Raw genomic sequence first — 18,131 nt, forward strand, 5'->3', positions numbered from 1 at the left:
ACTAGAACCTTAGACAAGCTCTATTTTCCCTGATCCGAGGGGCATTTCCGTGTCACGGCACCCGCTCACACCCCAAACTCATCGGTGGATCGAGGCTTAGTAACGGATGACGGGGAAATCCTTTGGGTCAAATCCCCTTCAAACAACCGCAAGCTCTTCGAAAAGGCTGAGTTCTACGAGGCCTGGGCCATCGAGGACCGGGACGGATTCCACTATGAGGTCACAAAGAGCCTCGACAACTTGGAGAGAGCATCCTGAACCCGGTGCATCGTGTCTGCACCGCCGTCTAGTGGCACCGCATAAGTAGATAGCCCACCATTTCTCGATCCGTCCTAGCGGCTGTTGCTCAGCAAACCGCTCGCCTCGGCTCAACAATTGTTTGACCATGTCGGGGATGCGGCGCGAGTGGCATGCCCTGTCCACGGAAGCCTGTACGCGGGCTCGATGCGGGAGACGCCCCGCCACCGGAAGGCTGGAGCGGTTTGAGGGGGCTAAATCGCGGTCGCAACTACGCCGAGAATGCGCGCCGTATTAGACGAAACAGCTTACGAAGCCACCATCAACACCCCTGCCCAGCCACTGGCAAGACGGGGCAGCATCCCTGAAAGGACACAGTGGAACTGCTGTGGGAAATCGCCGGCTGGGCCGGCGCGGTCGCAATACTCAGTGCTTACCTCGCCGTTTCCATGGGCTGGTTGAAAGCCGGCAAGGGCTTCCAGACCGCGAATCTTTTTGGCGCCGTTGCCTTTATCATCAACGGCACAGTCCACGGGGCATGGCCTTCCGTGGTGACGAACGTGGCCTGGTTCCTCATTTCTGCGGTCGCGCTTTTTCGCCTACGAACGGCGATCCCGCAGCCGAGGGTGCCGACTGAGGACCCACAGGTTCACTTCCCTGGCGTCCCGGACACAACCGCCCAGATCGCTGTAGTCGAGGTCCTCACGGATGCCGTGCACGGTGAGGCAAACGGGAAAAGCCGATAATAAAGATTCTGTCAAGCTGCCCGAGTCGGGACACCGCGGTTCCTAACCACGACCGCGTCAGTTAGATCGACGGTGGCCGTCCACGGATTGATAACCAAAGGACTCTCTCGGCAACCGGAGGCTGCTATCCAGGTACTCGAGCTCTCCCCAGGTCCTACTCCTGTCTAGACCTTCTCAACAGTGACAGTGGCCGCATCTAGTCACAGAAGAAGGGACTGTCACTGGGCCGAGCGAACGACCCGTCGCAACCCTGATCTCGGTGCGCGCCGTGTCACAATGGGCGTCTTTTTATAAGTGGCTCCAGAATGTAAAGAAGTCTGTCACTCACGGCCGATATTGCCTTCAGTGTTGGCATCAAGGTCATTTTTTTAGGGGAAAGCCACGATGAGTTCCGCACCCGTTGAGGGGTCCTTTTCCGACCTCTTAGCAGGACTAGTAAGGGGCGACCCAAACGAGTTTTTGCACCTCCTGAAAGAGTATGAAATACCAACCGCACTCGACGGAACTCGAACCGTAGTTCGCACACACTTCTTAGCTGTAGATGCGGGCGGAACACCCGCTGTTGACCTCTTGGCTTCAGCGATGGCTAGGGCGGCAATGGACTTCTGCATTCCACGGGCACGGGTGGAAGAGGCTGTTGAGTACCTCCAACGCACCCGATCCACAAGCCACTTCTCTAGACTTGAGCAACAGGCCCGGGAGCTATTCGTGGACGCAGACGGGACGGGGGAGGGGGGAGAACTACTACTCTTCCTCCTCATGGAGCGGTTACTGGGTCTTCCGCAATTGCTCGCCAAAATGTCGCTGAAGACCAGCAGTAACGTGCATGTCCATGGTTCCGACGGCGTTCACGCGTCTCTCGGTGAAGATGGCATTCTTGACGTGTACTGGGGTGAGTCAAAACTATACAAGTCTAGTTCTGATGCCTTCACTGATTGCTTTGAGAGCATCGCCCCCTTCCTCGCCGCGGACGGAGCGGAGACTCGCAAACGGGATCTACTGCTCGTTAGGGACAACCTTAATGTTCAGCACGCCGATCTCGCGAGTCACCTTCTTGAGTACTTCGACGAGAGTAGTCCGCGCCGACTAAAGGTCAGATGGAATGGTGCGTGCCTGGTCGGCTTCGACCACGGGGACTACCCGAATCTAGATTCCCTTGAAGCGGAGCAATCCAAGCAGCTGAGCAATGCGGTCCAAAGATGGAGGGCGGCCGTCGGGCGCCGCCTGACCCAGCATAACTTGGTGCAAGTCGGGATTGATGTTTTTTGCATTCCCGTACCTGATGTCGATGCCTTGCGGAAAGCCGTACGAGCGAAGTTGGGAGTCTCATGAGCGACGCTTCAGTCCGAGTTTTCGACTCCGGAAAGTTCACCACTGCGCTGAAATCGATCAGGCTTCACTCACTGAGTAAAGAGTTTCCAGTCATCACGATGGACGCGGAACCCGATCAAATTGACTGGAACTTCACGCTATTCGGCGCCAGCATACTCGCTTCGACGAGTACGGAGCGAGCACAGAATGCAGTACTGCGCATCGCTTCAGGCTGCTTGTCAGAGGACGTAGAGACTGAAGCCGGCCACAAGCACGCAGCTGCAGCACTGCTGGAGCGGGTGGGAAATCATCGGGCTGTTCAGCTCGCCGAATCAAGGAACATGGTCGACCCAGAGGTCTGGACCAAGCTTCCACCACTGCTACGGCTGGAAATTATCCGTACCAAGCTGCGCCTCTCCATTCCACTATCAACAGGTGAAAACCTAGAGGTGAATACTTTTCAAGAACAGCTGTGGGCGGGAGCAAAAGCGAATGAGTGGCTAAGTGTTTCAGCACCCACCTCCGCTGGAAAGTCCAGGATTGTTCGGGAATGGTTCCTGGAGCAGATCCGTCAACGGGAGCGAATCACTGCTGTGTATCTCGCACCCACTAGGGCTTTAGTAGAGGAAGTGTCCGCAGACTTCCGTAAAGAGGTCCCCGCTGGCACTGGAGTCATTGTCATGCCTTGGGACCCCGACCTCAACAAGATTCACAATCGAGTCCTTGTTCTGACGCAAGAACGCCTGCACCTCATCCAAGAATCCCAACACCCATTTGAGATTGATTTTCTCTTCGTTGACGAGGCGCAAGGGCTTGGTGGGGCCGAAAGAGGTCTCTTGCTCCAGCAGGTCATTGACCGGACCACGAATGACAATCCCCGGGCCCAGGTCATCTTCGCCAGTCCGCTAAGCTCCAACCCTGAATTGTTGCTTTCGAGTCGGCCCGCCGGGGTGGATTCCCACGCCATCGTGTCTGAAGCCATAACCGTGAACCAAAACCTGCTCAGAGTCGAGGGAGTGCATCGTTCCCCAGCCAAGCGAAGAGTTTCTCTAGTCCACGACGGAGAAATAATCCCCATCGGAGAGTTCGAACTCCTACAGCGGGCCACCAGGGTTCCAATGAGGCTTGCCTATGTCGCGCAGGCTCTGGGTGGCGAGGAGGGAGGAAACATTGTTTACGTCAACGGCGCCGATGAGGCCGAGAAGGTTGCCCAAAATATAGCTGATTTGTCAGTATCCGTGGATGCGGACGATGACATCCGAAACCTACAAGAGCTCGTCAAAACTGCTGTTCATCCGCGGTATAGCCTCGCAGACGTTCTGGAAAAGGGAGTCGCCTTTCACTACGGCAACATGCCACTGGCTATTAGAGCGGAGATAGAACGGCTATTTGGCTTAGGAAAGATCAAGTTCCTGGTCTGTACATCCACTCTTCTTGAGGGCGTGAACTTACCTTGCAGGACGATATTCGTCAGGAATCCCCAGAAGGGCAGAGGGAATCCCATGTCCGAGGCCGACTTCTGGAACCTGGCAGGAAGAGCGGGGCGCTGGGGGAAGGAGTTTCAAGGGAACATTGTGTGCATCGATACTGACGACCCTGATCTATGGCCAAATCTCCCAACGACGCGTCGTCGTTCCCAGCTCAGTCTTGCTACGCAGCAGGGTCTACTCCGACCTGAGCCAATTCTCGACTATGTGCGCAGTGATTTTGCACTGAAATCGTCGAACTCACCTTCCGAGAACCTCTTTTCGTACTTAGCGGCCAAGCATGCAGCAGGAGCCGACATTGAGGGACTCCTGAGTCAGCTTCCCTCGCATGCCGATAGGGCCGAGCTACGTCAGGCCGTTGAGCAGGTCGTCAACGACGCAGAGTTCCCACAGGAGCTGATTGCTCGTCACGCCGGTATCTCCCCAGTATCCATGCAACGTCTGCTGAGCAAGCTCCGCAACGACGCAAAAGACCCTCACGACCTAGTCCTGGCCTTGCCGGAAGAAGGCGACGCAAAGCCGCGTTATCAGGCGGCTTTTGTGATTCTTGGACAAATGATGACAACGGCCTTTGGCCTGCCACCAGCAAACGGAGAGGACAAACGCAAGTGGCAGCTCGCGAATTTAGTGGTGAATTGGATGCATGGATTTCCGCTCGCAAGACTTATCGAACAACGATCGGGACGGAACGTGCCCATAGCCAAGGCAATTCGGGACGTCATGGCCGATATTGAAACTGTGGCACGGTTTCAAGCGCCTAAGTATCTGTCGTGCTACAACGACATCCTCAAGGTCTACGCAGCAGAACGAGGAGTTCATGACATCGCCGACGGCCCCGACATAACCATGTTGCTGGAACTGGGTGTTTCGCGCGCAAGTGAAGTAGTAATGATGTCCCTGGGGTTGTCCCGGACGGCAACGGTAGCCATAGCCGGGTACGTCACTGCCGATAGCTGGACTACCGAAGAGTGCTTGGCATGGCTTCGAGGACGAAACATCGAGGGTATGGATATTCCCGTGCTTGTGCAACAGGAAATTATGGATCTGGTCGAGTCCCTTGCCATGAGTTCACGCGACAGTACATCCAGGAAGGCATAAACAACAGCGCACGTGAACGCCCGATTTGTCAGCGGCAATCGATAATCTTTTCTCGGAAGCGAACCGCAATCGAGTTGAGGGGAAGACGATGGCTGAACAAGTCGACGTGAGTAAGGCCGTAGAGGGCATTGGCAAGGTCTTTCGGAGTGCGTCGGCGCAGCTTATCGAGCAGGTTGAAAGCGTCAAGGAAGCCGCCAAAGAGACAGTCGATAAAATGGCCGTGAAGGCGCCGGACGCCTACGAGGAGGCGATAGCGGATTACAACGCAGCCTTCGCTGGGATGAGCGACAAGGGGCTTTCACTCCTGCGCCAGCGCGAACGGTCGGCGGACCTGATCGAGTTCGTCGAGCTGTTGGTGAACAGCATCGCCAACACCCCGAAGTCGTTCGAGACCTCCTTCGGCGAGATCGGCCACTACAAGGCCGAGTTCCTGGATGCGGAGGAGTTCGCCCGGAAGGACCTGGAAGCTGCGCAGCGGTCTGCTGCCGGCGCCGGCGCTGGGTTTGCCGCGGGAGCTGCAGTCGCGAGCGTGGCGCCAACGGCCGCGATGTGGGTCGCCACCACTTTCGGCACTGCCTCAACTGGTACCGCAATCTCAGCTCTCTCCGGAGCCGCTGCGAGCAACGCCGCTCTTGCATGGCTTGGGGGCGGCGCATTGGCTGCCGGAGGTGGAGGCACCGCGGCAGGCGGCGCAATACTGGGGCTGGCCGGCCCCGTCGGATGGACGGTTGCAGGAGCCACCCTCCTCGCCTCAATCGCGTTGTTCGCAAAGAAAAAGTTCGACAATCTCGCGGCAAAGGAGGAGGCGCTTGCTGCTGTAAAGCGCAACACCGCGTCGGTCAAAAGCGATGATTCAAAGATCGACGACCTCCTCCAGAAGACCATCACGCTTCGCGTAGGGCTGGTGAAGTGCTACGGCCGGGCACTGCCGTACTTTGGTGCCGACTTCCGTTCCCTCTCCGATTCCCAGCAGCAGGAACTCGGCGTCCTCGTGAACAATACGAAGTCGTGTGCAGCACTGCTGAGCAGGCGCATCGAGCGGGATGTGACTGATGGATGACCTGCCGAAGTTGGTCAGGAGCAATCAGGAGCAGGCAGTCGCTTCATGGGTGAACTACCTCAACCAACTCCGCATTGACGACCTGCTGGGCTCTTTCAGTCAGCAGGACGAGAACCTGCTGAACGCACTCACCATCATCGATGAAGCTATTCGGAAGATTGACCTTGAGGTGGTCACCGCCAATCGCGGCGGACAGCACGGAATGCACGGCTTCATCGCGGAGATCGCGGAGGTGGGTATCTCCAATGCCCGGCAACAGATCCTGGGCCAAGCGCCGGTCTACCAATGGGTGAACGACAACGGGCCCGTGGACCTAATCCGCAGCGGGGTGGAGATCCAGCAAAAGTTCGTCGCTGCAGGTGGCCGCTTCTCCCTAGGAGCAATTACCGAACACCTCCAGAAGTATCCCGACTTCGTCCAGAACGGCGGGAAGTACCAGATACCCGCTGATTACTTCGAGGTGATAAAGGAGATGTACTCCACGCCGCCCGAGGAAGCCGGAAAGCTCCTGTCGCGCAGCGGAGACGGACCCTCCTTTAAGGACTGGCAACGAATCGATGTGTTCTTCCAAGACGGATCGATCGGTATTGAAGCACTCGAACCATCGACGCTCAAGTACCACGAGGTACAGAGGGGCGCTTACGAGTCGACCATGGCGGCCGAGGAAACCTCCCTCCGTTCTACCGACCAGGCACTTCGTGACAACGCCTATCAGGAGAGCCTGCCAAACCTGCAAGAAGGAGCAAAAGCCACACTCGCAGCCGCCGTAGTTGAGGGCGGTACAGCTTTCGTGCTGGCCGTGGCCGCCAAGCGTCGTGAAGGCAAGAGGCTCAAAGAGTTCAGCGAGCAGGACTGGATCGACATCGCAGGAGAGGCCGGTTTCAGCTTCGTCAAAGGCGGAGTACGCGGCCTCAGCATCTACACGCTGACGAACTTCACTGCCACATCAGCGGCCGTCGCAAGCTCAATTGTCACCGTCGCCTTCGGTATCGCAGACCAGGCGAATAAGCTCCGCTGTGGCGAGATCGACCAGCTCGAGTTCATCGAGAACTCCGAGCTCGTCGCCCTGGAAGCCGCGGTGAGCGCACTGTCGTCTTTTGTCGGCCAGGCGCTCATCCCAGTTCCAGTACTCGGCGCCGTTATCGGCAACACGGTCGGCACAATAATGTACAAGGCGGCCGCATCATCCCTCTCGAAGCGAGAGGCCGAGCTGATCGAACGCTATCTCAGCGAACAGCGCGTGCTCGACGATCAGCTCGCCGGCGAGTACCAGGAGCTCATAGAGAATTTGGATCGAGGCGTGTCCGACTATCTTGGCTTACTCGAACGAGCCTTCTCGCCTGACGTGCAGGTCGCACTCATTGGATCAGCCGAACTCGCACGACGGCTGGATGTGCCTGCAGACGAAATTTTGGACTCCGACGAGAAGGTTCACGCCTATTTTCTCGACTAGTTTTCACGCTCAGAACAAAGGTGGTCCTGAGTCCTTGCCATTCTTGCAGTGTGGATGGACAAGACGTTAGGCCCTCTAAATGAGCTGCGTGGGAGGAAGCTGCTTTGGATGCATTCCATTGGCGTGGCGGAGATATTGATAGACCGTTTCCCTGCTGATTCCGTAGTCACGGGCGAGGACGACTTTCGGGATTCCGCTGCCCGCGCGTTGGACCAGCTCGGCTGCCCGTTCCGGTGTCAGCGTCTTCTTTCTTCCCTTGTACACGCCGCGTTGCTGGGCCAAGGCGATGCCTTCCCGCTGACGCTCTCGAATGAGGGAGCGTTCGAATTCGGCGAAGGCTCCCATGACCGAGAGCATGAGGTTAGCCATGGGGGAGTCCTCACCAGTGAAGACGAGGTGCTCCTTGATGAACTCGACACCTACCCCTCGTTTCGTAAGCCCTTGAACGAGGGCACGAAGGTCATCCAGGTTGCGGGCAAGCCGGTCCATGCTGTGCACCACGACTGTGTCCCCGTCGCGGGCGAACCGAAGCAGTTCTGTCAGCTGCGGCCGCGCAGTGTCCCTGCCGGAAGCTTTGTCCGTAAAGACTCGATCGAGAACCTGCCCCTCGAGTTGGCGTTGCTCGTTCTGATCAAGGGTGCTGACCCGGACGTAACCGATACGCTGACCAACCATGACCGCCCTCCAACTCTTAGTTGCGTGGAATTGTCCAGACATCCGGGAGGAGCGTCAAGAGTCAGCTCTGCTACAAAGGGCGCGCTGAGTACCTGTGAGTATGTGAGTTGCGGCCGCGGCGGGGAACGCGCGCGCAGATGATGCATCTCATGCCATACGCAGCCCTCAGCTTTACATAACGTCGGTTATCGGCGTTTTGGCACCCGTGGGGGAGAAGCCCAAATTGACGGTGTTTTTCACCTGCCGACGAGAGTTCTGTTGGCTGGCGGGACCGCGCCGCGATCGACGTCGATGCTGTAGAGCGTGTTGAAGCTGCCGCTAATCCGGGTGACGTGCGGTCAGGTAAATCGGCTAGATTCGGCTAGCGGACCTCATGGGAGACTTGCCGGGGCAATTTCACCTGCCGTGGTCGCGTGGGATCTCTTGACGTTAGCCCCGTGATCACGCGGCCGGTTACCATTTCCGCAGGGGCGTCAGCCGATCTGCCACTTCTTCTGAGGGCGATTCAACGGTGTATCCAAGGTGGCGCAGCACGGACGCCGCTTCCTCTGGGGCATCCCTGACGGCTGACCTAAGCTGTATGCGGCGCCATTTCTCACGTCCCGCTTCGATCACAGTCCGCCAGTTGTCCTTGGAATCAATCCCGCACTCTTCGATGAGAAATTGGATTACATCCTCCAAGCACGGACGGAATCTTTCGCCGCCCAGCGGAAAATGAAGCGAACTGAAATCATGCGGACGGCTGACAGTCGCTCCGGGAAGGGCATATGCATGGCCCAGTAGATGGCTCATCGCACCGCGCTCAGCGTGTATCTGCCAATGAGAGATGGGCGCTCCCCTCATCGTCGCGTCGTACTCAAGCCGAATCAGTGGTGTTCTATCGATTTTCGACCAAACCGTAACTTTCGATCCCGTCGTTTTCAGATACCTCCCGGCCCTATCCAGCTCCTGGTCCATCGAGCACCCGAGATAGGCAACCGTCTTTCCAGCGACAGTAAGCGGCATCTTTGCCTCTTCAAGCCTGACAACGAACTTGTTTCCCGAGGGTGCCTTGTATGACGCAACTAGACGGTCCCCAGGAAGGGAACCGTCTAGCGTTTCTTGAATTTCTGATGCGAACAGTGCTGAACGCTGCTCAAGCGTTAGGTCACTCAAGTGACCAAGGCGCGCGTTCGTCTAGCAAGAAGTAGATCTCCTCCAACCGGTCCTTAGCTTCCCATTCGGCTCCGCTCAGGGTGTTGGTCCGAACAGTGTTCGTAAAGTCGTCAATGGAGACCCCCAGGTCCCGCAGAACGTGCCGGCGTTGCGCTTTCAGATCGTGCCGTGTCAGAGCAATTGTGGGTGCCATGCGTTCTCCTCCTTATGTCTTCTGATAGTAGACCGGAAGGGTGTGACATTTAAGTCAGACGCACTACTAACAGTCCGAGATACCCGCAGCTCGGACTGCCTGTCGTCCGGGCTGGCCGTGATTGAATACCACGTATTGGTTTCCGGTTGGCCAGATGGCCGCGCAAGCACGGCGGAGGATGACAAATGGCTGAAATTTCCCAGGCTGGGAACGACGAGGGCAGGCCGTGCCTGCTGTGTGGAAGTCTTGAAGAGCCCACCGTCGAACACATCATTCCTCAGGCCCTCTGGAAGCGCTTTGGACTCGATCCGGATCACGACGACCTGGCGCGTTTCCGGACCGATCTTTGCTTTACACACAACCAGGCCACCAGCGTTCTCCATCAACGATCGGAGATGATGGATCTCATCGAGACAGGTTCTCCCATCACCAAAAAGACCCTGCAGCATCTCGGTGACTGGATCGTTTGGATCACGTTGCTGCTTAGCCTTGCACGCGGCAGGGGGGTTCTAGGTGTAGAGGCGAGTCGACAACTGCTCCTTCGCCGCTTCGACACGCACCACGCCGGCACACCGAAAGGTGTCCGAGTGTACGCCGCGCTGGTTGACGACTCGGTCGAGCCTACGGAATCACAAAGCACTCCCTACGTTCTTGCTCTAAAGGGAGATTCCAGGGTCCTTTGCAATGAGAATGGCGCACCTATCGGGTTCAGTGTCCGTGAAGGTCCGATCAACGCTTCGGAATCAATCAGGCTCGGCCGCGTAGTGTTGCTCGTCGTCGGTTCTGCTTACAGCTCTGGAGATGACCATGAGCAGCGTCTTGACCAAGCCGTTGCTCGAGTCGGACTGGCGCGAATCTTTCCGCCGGAGAAAACCCTGCCGAGAATGGAACCCACCCCGATCAGCATGACCGACGTCAGCCTTCTGCTTACCGTGATACCAGATGGAGCGGACAACTCATTGATGCCTGAGGCGCTGAGGGCATTTGCTACTTGCGACGATCCAGGAGAGATCGTCGATTGATGGGGCGCTCGTCGTGTTCGGTCTGAGCTGACATTAGACGAGGACTTGCTCATCTATCCAGGTTTACGACTTTGAGCAGGCTGGTAACCCCTCAGATGGCGGCCAGCTGATGGAGCGGTGCCGGAAGACTAGCCAGGTCTCCCATATGGTGCGCCGCCCGCAGGAAGTGACCCCCGGGACCACCTTCTCCAGCTTTACAGAAGGTCCGCTATCGGCTGGCGGCTGGCTCCTCTCCACTTTGCTTCTACACCTCGGGGTCGCTGCCCAGCATGCGAAGCAGATCGCGCACCATCATCCGCAGTTCCTCGTACCCGTGTTGGTAGAACAGCGGGGTCATCTGATTCGGGGGCGTGCTATCCAGTTCGCGCAACAGCCGCACGGCATCTTCAATGACTCCCTTGCCGTTTTCGTCAGCCATTGAATCCCTCCCTCTTCGACCGTTGACCACCACGCCGCTCTTTCGGGGTTTCGCACCCACAGCAGCAGCGAAAAGCCCACCACCTCACCCAATAGGCGCCGGCCCCAGCTCATCGAGCAGCTTCTGCATGGCCACGTACGCCTTGTTGCGGTACGCGATCAGCTCGGGGGTGCGCTCCGCGGGGACGTTGAGGAAGCCGGCGCCGCTCTTGGTGCCGAGCTTCCCGGCCTCCACCAGTTCACTCAAAATCGCAGGCGTCGCGAACCGCTCCGGGAACTCTTTCTGCAGGGACTTGTAGCAGAAGTTGTACACGTCCAGCCCGGCCATGTCCGCGATCGCGAACGGCCCGAAGAACGGCAGCCGGAAGCCGAACGTGGTGCGGACCAGGGTGTCCACATCGTCCGCCGTCGCAATGCCCTGCTCCACCAGCTGCGCCGCCTCGTGGAACAGCGCGTACTGCAGCCGGTTCAGCACAAACCCGGTGGCGTCCTTGACCACGGCGGTCTGCTTGCCGGCGGCGTGGACCAGATCTCGGACCGTACCCACTGTAAGAGCGGACGTCCCGGCATGCGGAATGATCTCCACACCGGGAATGAAGGGCGACGGGTTCGAGAAATGCACGCCCAGGAACCGCTCCGGGTTGCTGACCGGCCCGGACAGTTCGGCGATGGAGATCGTGGAGGTGTTGGAGCCGATGATGGCGTCCGGGCGGGCAGCGGCGCTGATCCGGGCCAGCGTCTGGTGCTTGATGGCCAGGACCTCGGGCACCGCCTCCTCGATGAAGTCCGCATCAGCCACGGCCTCCTCGATGTCCTTCGCGGCCCACAGGTTCTGTTTCAGGATCTCGGTGGAACCGGCAGGAAACAGCCCATCGGCCACGAACTGGTCGGATTCAACCAGGAGCCTGTCGTAGTTGCTCTGCGCCAGCTCAGCGGACACGTCGGACAGGGCAACGCGCGCCCCGCCGAGCGCCAGGACCTGCGCGATCCCGCCGCCCATGTAGCCGGAGCCCACAATGGCGATCTTCCGGGCGCCGGGCGCGCCAGAGCTGGAACCGATGGTCGGGTTGGATGAACTTTCGGTCATGATCAGACTGCTTTCGTGGATTCGGGTTCGTAGGAGCAGATGGCGTCCACCTTCGCGGCGGAGGCCGAGGTCTCGTCAAACCGGTAGCCGAGCCATTCGCCCACCAGTTTCTTGGCCAGTTCCAGGCCGATGACGCGCTGGCCCATGGTGAGGACCTGCGCGTTGTTGCTCAGCACCGAGCGCTCCACCGAGTACCCGTCGTGCGCGGTGACCGCACGGATTCCCGGTACTTTGTTGGCGGCGATCGCCACGCCCAAGCCCGTGCCGCAGATCAGCAGGGCACGGTCCGCCTCGCCGTGGGCCACCTTGCGGGCGGCGTCGACGGCGACATGTGGGTAGGCGGTGGTGTCACCGGCCCCCACGCCCACGTCCACAACGGATGCCACGCGGCTGTCCGCTTCCAGCAGCGCCTTCAGCGCTTCCTTGTATTCGACGCCGGCCTCGTCATTGCCGATGACGATGCGCCACCCTGCCCCGGCGCTCACGACTGGGCTTCCTGTCCGGCCATAGAAGCGGCCGCCCTGGGATAGGAGAGTGCCGGTGAAGGCTCGAAGTACTCAGAAACCCGCGTAACGATCAGGGCGAAGGACACCGCTCCGGGATCCGGGTGGCCCAGGCTCTTTTCGGCCAGCGGCCGTGCCCTCCCCTTCAGCGGGCGCAGGGATGCGGTGGCATCGGCCGCCTGCCGGGCGGCGGTCACCGCGGCGGCCAGGGCCCCGCTTACCGGCGTCCCGCCGTCGAACGCGGCCACAAAGGCGTCCCGGAAGGGAAGCAGCGCGTCCACCATGGTCTTGTCTCCCGGTTCTGCCTTGCCCAGGCTGGTGACGGCGTCCGCGAAGGCGGCCACTGCAGCCGCCGCGTCCCCGCCGCTGTAGGAGTCCTTGTTGCCGAGGGCCCGGCCGGCAGCCGCCAGGGCGGATCCCCACAGCGCCCCCGAGGTGCCGCCGGCCCGCTCGCTCCAGGCCTCGCCCGCCGCGGCGAGCACGCGGTGGACAGAGAGTCCCGCGCCAACAGCTTCACCTGCCGCTGCCACCGCGGCGTCCACGCCCCGGCGCATGCCGACGCCATGGTCGCCGTCGCCGGCAATGGCATCCAGCCTGCCAAGTTCACGTTCATGGTCGACGACGGCGTCCCTCGCCTGGGCGAGCACGTCGGCTGCCAGCCTGCCCAGCCCGGCCGCTGCCGCCGTCGTATCTTCCTCCTCGGCAGCCAGGGCGCCTTCCGTTGCCGCCAGTTCCCGGCGGGCCCGCGGTGCCAGGCTGCCCTTGCGGTACCCGGGGGTGTCGGCCGGGGCCGTCCAGAAGCGCTCCAGCTCGTCATCCAGCCACAGCAGCGTGAGGGACAGCCCGGACATGTCCAGGCTGGTGACCAGCTCGCCGCATTCCGGCTCCACGATGGTCAGCCCGGCACCGGTGAGGAGCTTGTCAATCTTGCCGAAGAGCAGGAACAGTTCCTCGTACTTCACCCTGCCGAGCCCGTTGAGGATGGCCACTACCCGGTTCCCGGCCTCATCGGGCTTGTCCCGGAGCAGCCCGGAGACGAGCAGTTCGGCGAGTTCGGACGCCGTGGGCATGGGATGGTCTGAAATCCCCGGTTCGCCGTGGATGCCCAGCCCCAGCGACATTCCGCCGGCCGGCACGTGGAACAGCGGCTCGGCAGCGCCCGGCAGGGTGCAGCCGTCGAAGGCCACCCCAAGCGAACGGGTGCGGTAGTTTGCGCGGACTGCGAGCTGTTCGACGGCGTCCAGGTCCAGTCCCGCTTCGGCTGCGGCGCCGGCGATCTTGAAGACGGTCAGGTCCCCGGCGATGCCGCGGCGCTTGTCGATCTGGTCCAGCGGGGCGCTGGCGATGTCATCGGTGACCAGGACGGTGCGGGTCTCGATGCCTTCAGCGTTGAGCCGCTGCTGTGCCTCGCCGAAATGGATCACGTCCCCGGCGTAATTGCCGTAGCTGAACAGCACGCCGCCGCCGGCGTTTGCCGCCTTTGCCACCCGGTACGCCTGCCCGGCGGAGGGCGAGGTGAAAATGTTGCCGCACACCGCACCTGCGGCCAGGCCCGGCCCCACCAGGCCGGCGAAGGCCGGGTAGTGTCCGGAACCGCCGCCCACCACCACGGCCACCTGGCCCGCGGGAACCTCGGTGGACCGGACCACCCCGCCGTCCACCCTGGCCACATAGCCGCGGTTGGCTGCCACCAGGCCGTCCAGCGCCTCCTCCGCAAAGTCCGCGGGGTTGTCAAAGATCTGGGTCATGGTTTCCTCGTTGAATCCTTGGGTTGGGAAAGGCGGGTTTAGCGCTTACACGTGGGCGGGCTGCGCCGGCTGCTGCCGCCCCTGGGCCACCTGGCTGCTGCCCAGGGCGTAACCGCCGGCCTTGGGCAGGACGTGGCGGCGGAGGTAGTCCTGGTTGCTGGCCGAAACGCTCAGCCCGTCCCCGCCGTAGTGCTCGGTGCAAAGGATCCCCTGGAACCCGGCGGCCAGGGCCACCTTGAAGGCCTCCCGGTAGTTGATGAGGCCGCTTTCCATGGGAGCCGGCATGGTGACGTACGAACCGCGGGCCGCGTCCTCGTCCCGGAAGTAGTTCTTCATGTGCCAGAAGTTGGCGAACGGCAGGGTCTTGGCCACCAGCTCCCGCCAGTCCTCCACCGGCCGGTGCAGCCGGATGAGGTTTCCCAGGTCCGGGTTGAGGCCCACGTTGGGAAGCCCGATGTCCTGGACAAGGCGCACGGAGGAATCAGCGGTGCCCAGGTACGTGTCCTCATACATCTCCAGCGAGAGCAGGAGGCCCACCTCGGCGGCGTGCCGGCCGAGTTCCCGGAGGCGGGAGACGGCGTTGCCCCAGGTTTCCCGGTCTCCCTCCGGGTCCTTGTGCCCTTCAACCGTCCAGAACCAGAGCTGTTTCTGCTGCTCCGGCGTGATGGCCTGGTGGAGGCCAAAGGAAACAACCTCGCACCCCAGCTCGGCCGCCGCGTCAATGGTCCGGTGGCTGTACGCCAGGTTGGCTTCCCAGTTCCGCTCATCAATGACGCTGCGGCGGATGGCGGAGACGGCAGGGGTGCCGATGCCCACGTCCTGTGCCGTCTGCCTGAACTCGGCGAGCCGGTCCGGGCTGAGATCGCCGGGGCGGACCCAGCTGTCCGTCAGGTCCGCGTTGGCGAACCCGGCCTCCTTCACCTCCGTCAACGCCGCCGCCCAGGCGGAGGCATCGGCGTCGTTGATGTGGGTTCCCTGGGCGCTGGTGCCCGGGAAGGGCAGCATGGCCGCGGTGATGGGCCAGCTGTCGGCTGTGTAAGCCATGCCTACGACGCTTCCTGGGCCTGGAGCCGGTCCAGCTCCCCGGCCAGGACGGTCAGCTCCACGCTCGCCGGCCGCTCCACAGTGCTGGTGATCGCTACCGCCGCGCCGCTGCCGGCTGATTCGAGGACCGATTCCATCACCTCGAGGGCGTGGTAGGCCATCGCTCCGCCGGCGCGGGGTTCAACGCCGGCAGGGGTGGAGGCCAGGTCCGCAATGCCGAAGCCACGGCCGGAGTCAACGTAGCCGGCGGACACGGGAAGGGTTTCCCAGTCCTCGGCGCCGAGGGAGAACAGCTGGACGTCGCCGTCGAAGTGGTTAGGGTCCGGCACTACCAGGGATCCGCGTTCCCCGTGGATCTCGATGTTGGGGGATTTGGACTTCACGGCGTCAAAGCTCATGAACAGGGTGGAGAGCGCACCGGAGGCGTGCACCAGGACACCGGTCACATGGGAATCGATGTCGACGGGGACCTTCTCGCCCTGGCGGGGCCCGGAGCCGATGGTGCGTTCGTTGCGGGTGTGGCTTGCTGCGCCAATGACCGAGACCACCGGGCCCAGCAGGGTGACGAGTGCGGTGACGTAGTACGGGCCCATGTCCAGGAGGGGGCCGCCGCCGGGCTGGTAGTAGAAGTCCGGGTTGGGGTGCCACCGCTCATGTCCCGGGGTCACCATGGTGGCGCTCGCCGAGATGGGTGCACCGATCAGCCCGTCATCAATCGCCTTGCGCGCGGTCTGGATGCCGGTGCCCAGCACCGTGTCCGGGGCGCAGCCGACGGTGACTCCCGCCTCCCGCGCAGCGTCCAGCACCTGGCGTGCTTCCGCAGTGGTGGCTGCCAGGGGCTTCTCGCCGTACACGCTCTTGCCGGCGGCGATGGCCTTCAGCGCCACCTCTGCGTGGGCGGCGGGGATGGTCAGGTTCAGGACAAGTTCGACGTCGTCCGCGGCCAGGAGTTCCTCGACGGAGAGGGCGCGGACGCCTTCGTAGTCATCTGCCACGGCCTGGGCGCGTGCGGGGTCCAGGTCGGCCACGGCCACCAGGTTAATCTGCTCGAGTTTGCGGAAATTGGCCAGGTACTGGGCGATGATGGCTCCGCAGCCAATGATTCCGACTTTCAACGGCTTGCCCACAGCAGGCCCCTTTCAATGATGGTGCGGACGTTGGTGTCCTGGAGGATTTCGACCCGGTGGCCCGGGGTGGCGACGAAGATGCGGCCTTTGCCCCACTGGCGGGTCCAGATGGCGGGTGAGGTGACTTCGCGGTTCCAGGGGTCCCACTCCCTGACCTTCTGGGTGGTGGTGGCCAGGACGTCGATGTAGTCGTCCGAGAGCACCCAGTACTGCTCGGTGACCAGGTCGAAGTCGGCGATGCCTTTGGTAATGGGGTGCTCCGCGGCGGCCGGGAGCATGTTCACCGTGTAGGGAACGTAATTGTCCGACTGCTCGCCAACGCACTCGTCCGGGTGCTTGCCGGGGTGGCAGGCGAACTGCCCGCCGATCAGGTGCAGGTAGTCGGAGTTGTTGCGGTACGAATCGGCGATGCCGCCGTGCCAGCCGGCCAGGCCGGTGCCGTTTTCGACGGCGGCCCGCAACCCGGCGAACTCGTCCTTTTCAATGGTGGTCATGGTCATGCACTGCATGATCAGGTCCACGCCGGCCATGTATTCGGCGTCGGCGTACACCTTGGGGGATTCCTCCACGCGGACGTCGTAGCCGTTGTCCTTGAGGTAGGGGATGAACAGTTCCGTGGCCTCGTACGGCTGGTGGCCGTCCCAGCCGCCGCGGACCACCAGGGCGTTCTTGCGTTCTGTCATGTCAGGGGTTCCTTTGTTTGGCTGACGGCCTGTGGGGCCGGAAAGTCTGGGTCAGCGGCTGGAGAAGGCGGCGTCGAAAGCGGCTGCCGGCGGGGCGATCCGGGCAAGTTCCTTGACCATGGCCAGCGCCTGCGGTGCGCCGACAAGCCGGTCCATGCCGGCGTCCTCCCACTCGATGCTGGTGGGCCCGCTGTAGCCGATGGCGTTCAGGGTCCGGAAGATCCGGTTCCACTGGACGTCCCCGTGCCCGGCGGTGACGAAGTCCCAGCCGCGCCGGGGGTCCGCCCAGGCCAGGTGGGAGCCCAGGCGCCCGTTGCGGCCATTGAGCTGGCGGACCGATTCCTTGACGTGCACGTGGAGGATGTGGTCCGCGAAGTCCTGCAGGAACATCACCGGGTCCAGGTCCTGCCAGATGAAGTGCGACGGGTCGAAGTTCAATCCGAAGCTCTTGCGGTGCCCGATGGCCTCCAGGGTGCGCTTGGCAGTCCAGTAGTCGTAGGCGATCTCGGACGGGTGGACCTCCAGGGCAAACCGGACTCCTTCCTCCTCAAAGACGTCCAGGATGGGGTTCCACCGGTCCGCGAAGTCCTGGTAACCGGCGTCGATCATTCCCGCAGGGGCTGGCGGGAACATGGCGACGGCCTTCCAGATGGAGGAGCCGGTGAACCCAGTGACGGTCTTGACACCCAGGCGGGCGGCTGCCCGGGCGGTGTCCTTCATGGACTCTGCTGCCCGGCGGCGCACTCCTTCCGGTTCGCCGTCGCCCCAGATCTCCGCCGACAGGATGCCCTGGTGGCGTTCGTCGATGGGGTCGTCGCACACTGCCTGTCCGGTGAGGTGGTTGGCGATCGCGAAGACCTTGAGGTGGTTTTTTTCCAGGATGTCCAGCCGGCCCTGGAGGTAGTTGTCGTCCTCCGCAGCCCGGCGCGGGTCCAGATGGTCGCCCCAGCAGGCGATTTCCAGCCCGTCGAAACCCCACTCGCCGGCGAGCCGGGCCACCTCCTCGAACGGCAGGTCGGCCCACTGGCCGGTAAATAGCGTGATTGGTCGTGTCATGGCTGTTCCTTCTCCTGTTCCCGTGTCCA

16 protein-coding genes are annotated in these 18,131 nt (G+C 61.6%); 7 read left to right on the plus strand and 9 right to left on the minus strand.

The features are described 5' to 3' along the window. Positions 1-84 precede the first annotated feature (84 nt). From ACIQF4_RS13065 to ACIQF4_RS13090, 6 genes are all read left to right on the plus strand, one after another. Positions 85-258, plus strand: coding sequence for a hypothetical protein (locus ACIQF4_RS13065; RefSeq protein ID WP_400517549.1), 174 nt, complete (start codon positions 85-87; stop codon positions 256-258). Between the two features lie 356 nt (positions 259-614). Next, the gene (locus ACIQF4_RS13070) at positions 615-983 is read left to right on the plus strand and encodes a hypothetical protein (RefSeq protein ID WP_400517550.1); all 369 of its coding nucleotides are present in this window, start codon (positions 615-617) and stop codon (positions 981-983) included. Positions 984-1,367: 384 nt separating this feature from the next. Beyond that, positions 1,368-2,315 (plus strand): DUF1837 domain-containing protein, encoded by a 948-nt coding sequence (locus ACIQF4_RS13075; RefSeq protein ID WP_400517552.1) that lies wholly within the window; start codon positions 1,368-1,370, stop codon positions 2,313-2,315. Beyond that, entirely contained in the window at positions 2,312-4,879 is a 2,568-nt protein-coding gene (locus ACIQF4_RS13080) for a DEAD/DEAH box helicase (RefSeq protein WP_400517553.1), read from the plus strand. The genes ACIQF4_RS13075 and ACIQF4_RS13080 overlap by 4 nt, the downstream gene beginning before the upstream one ends. Before the next feature lie 88 nt (positions 4,880-4,967). Then, entirely contained in the window at positions 4,968-5,939 is a 972-nt protein-coding gene (locus tag ACIQF4_RS13085; RefSeq protein ID WP_400579983.1) for a hypothetical protein, read from the plus strand. Beyond that, on the plus strand, positions 5,932-7,392 hold the full coding sequence (locus tag ACIQF4_RS13090; protein ID WP_400517555.1) for a hypothetical protein: 1,461 nt from the start codon (positions 5,932-5,934) through the stop codon (positions 7,390-7,392). Before ACIQF4_RS13085 ends, ACIQF4_RS13090 begins: the two co-directional genes overlap by 8 nt. A 75-nt stretch (positions 7,393-7,467) precedes the next feature. Here the strand turns inward: ACIQF4_RS13090 and ACIQF4_RS13095 are convergent, their stop codons facing one another. Next, the gene (locus tag ACIQF4_RS13095; protein ID WP_400517556.1) at positions 7,468-8,067 is read right to left on the minus strand and encodes a recombinase family protein; all 600 of its coding nucleotides are present in this window, start codon (positions 8,065-8,067) and stop codon (positions 7,468-7,470) included. A gap of 1,533 nt (positions 8,068-9,600) precedes the next feature. On the opposite strand from ACIQF4_RS13095, the gene ACIQF4_RS13100 reads away from it, so the two are divergent. Then, positions 9,601-10,437 (plus strand): hypothetical protein, encoded by an 837-nt coding sequence (locus tag ACIQF4_RS13100; RefSeq protein ID WP_400517557.1) that lies wholly within the window; start codon positions 9,601-9,603, stop codon positions 10,435-10,437. A gap of 244 nt (positions 10,438-10,681) precedes the next feature. Here ACIQF4_RS13100 and ACIQF4_RS13105 read toward each other — a convergent pair whose 3' ends face one another. The 8 genes from ACIQF4_RS13105 to ACIQF4_RS13140 form a co-directional block, all read right to left on the minus strand. Beyond that, on the minus strand, positions 10,682-10,855 hold the full coding sequence (locus tag ACIQF4_RS13105) for a hypothetical protein (protein ID WP_400517558.1): 174 nt from the start codon (positions 10,853-10,855) through the stop codon (positions 10,682-10,684). An 84-nt stretch (positions 10,856-10,939) separates the two neighbouring features. Next, the gene (locus ACIQF4_RS13110; RefSeq protein WP_400517559.1) at positions 10,940-11,941 is read right to left on the minus strand and encodes a 3-hydroxyacyl-CoA dehydrogenase family protein; all 1,002 of its coding nucleotides are present in this window, start codon (positions 11,939-11,941) and stop codon (positions 10,940-10,942) included. A 2-nt stretch (positions 11,942-11,943) separates the two neighbouring features. Beyond that, positions 11,944-12,426: a ribose-5-phosphate isomerase gene (locus ACIQF4_RS13115; RefSeq protein WP_400517560.1), complete on the minus strand. Its 483-nt coding sequence runs from the start codon at positions 12,424-12,426 to the stop codon at positions 11,944-11,946. Continuing rightward, complete coding sequence (locus ACIQF4_RS13120; protein ID WP_350001514.1) at positions 12,423-14,192, minus strand: dihydroxyacetone kinase family protein; 1,770 nt, start codon at positions 14,190-14,192, stop codon at positions 12,423-12,425. Before ACIQF4_RS13120 ends, ACIQF4_RS13115 begins: the two co-directional genes overlap by 4 nt. A 45-nt stretch (positions 14,193-14,237) precedes the next feature. Continuing rightward, on the minus strand, positions 14,238-15,236 hold the full coding sequence (locus ACIQF4_RS13125) for a sugar phosphate isomerase/epimerase family protein (protein WP_350001512.1): 999 nt from the start codon (positions 15,234-15,236) through the stop codon (positions 14,238-14,240). A 2-nt stretch (positions 15,237-15,238) separates the two neighbouring features. Continuing rightward, the gene (locus tag ACIQF4_RS13130; protein WP_400517561.1) at positions 15,239-16,363 is read right to left on the minus strand and encodes a Gfo/Idh/MocA family protein; all 1,125 of its coding nucleotides are present in this window, start codon (positions 16,361-16,363) and stop codon (positions 15,239-15,241) included. Then, positions 16,348-17,046, minus strand: a complete 699-nt coding sequence (locus ACIQF4_RS13135; RefSeq protein WP_231456472.1) for a ThuA domain-containing protein — start codon at positions 17,044-17,046, stop codon at positions 16,348-16,350. The genes ACIQF4_RS13130 and ACIQF4_RS13135 overlap by 16 nt, the downstream gene beginning before the upstream one ends. Before the next feature lie 51 nt (positions 17,047-17,097). Beyond that, positions 17,098-18,102, minus strand: coding sequence for a sugar phosphate isomerase/epimerase family protein (locus tag ACIQF4_RS13140; RefSeq protein WP_400517563.1), 1,005 nt, complete (start codon positions 18,100-18,102; stop codon positions 17,098-17,100). Between the last annotated feature and the right edge of the window lie 29 nt (positions 18,103-18,131).

Origin of the sequence: Pseudarthrobacter sp. NPDC092202, from assembly GCF_044755505.1 — a bacterium.
Classification (GTDB): domain Bacteria; phylum Actinomycetota; class Actinomycetes; order Actinomycetales; family Micrococcaceae; genus Arthrobacter.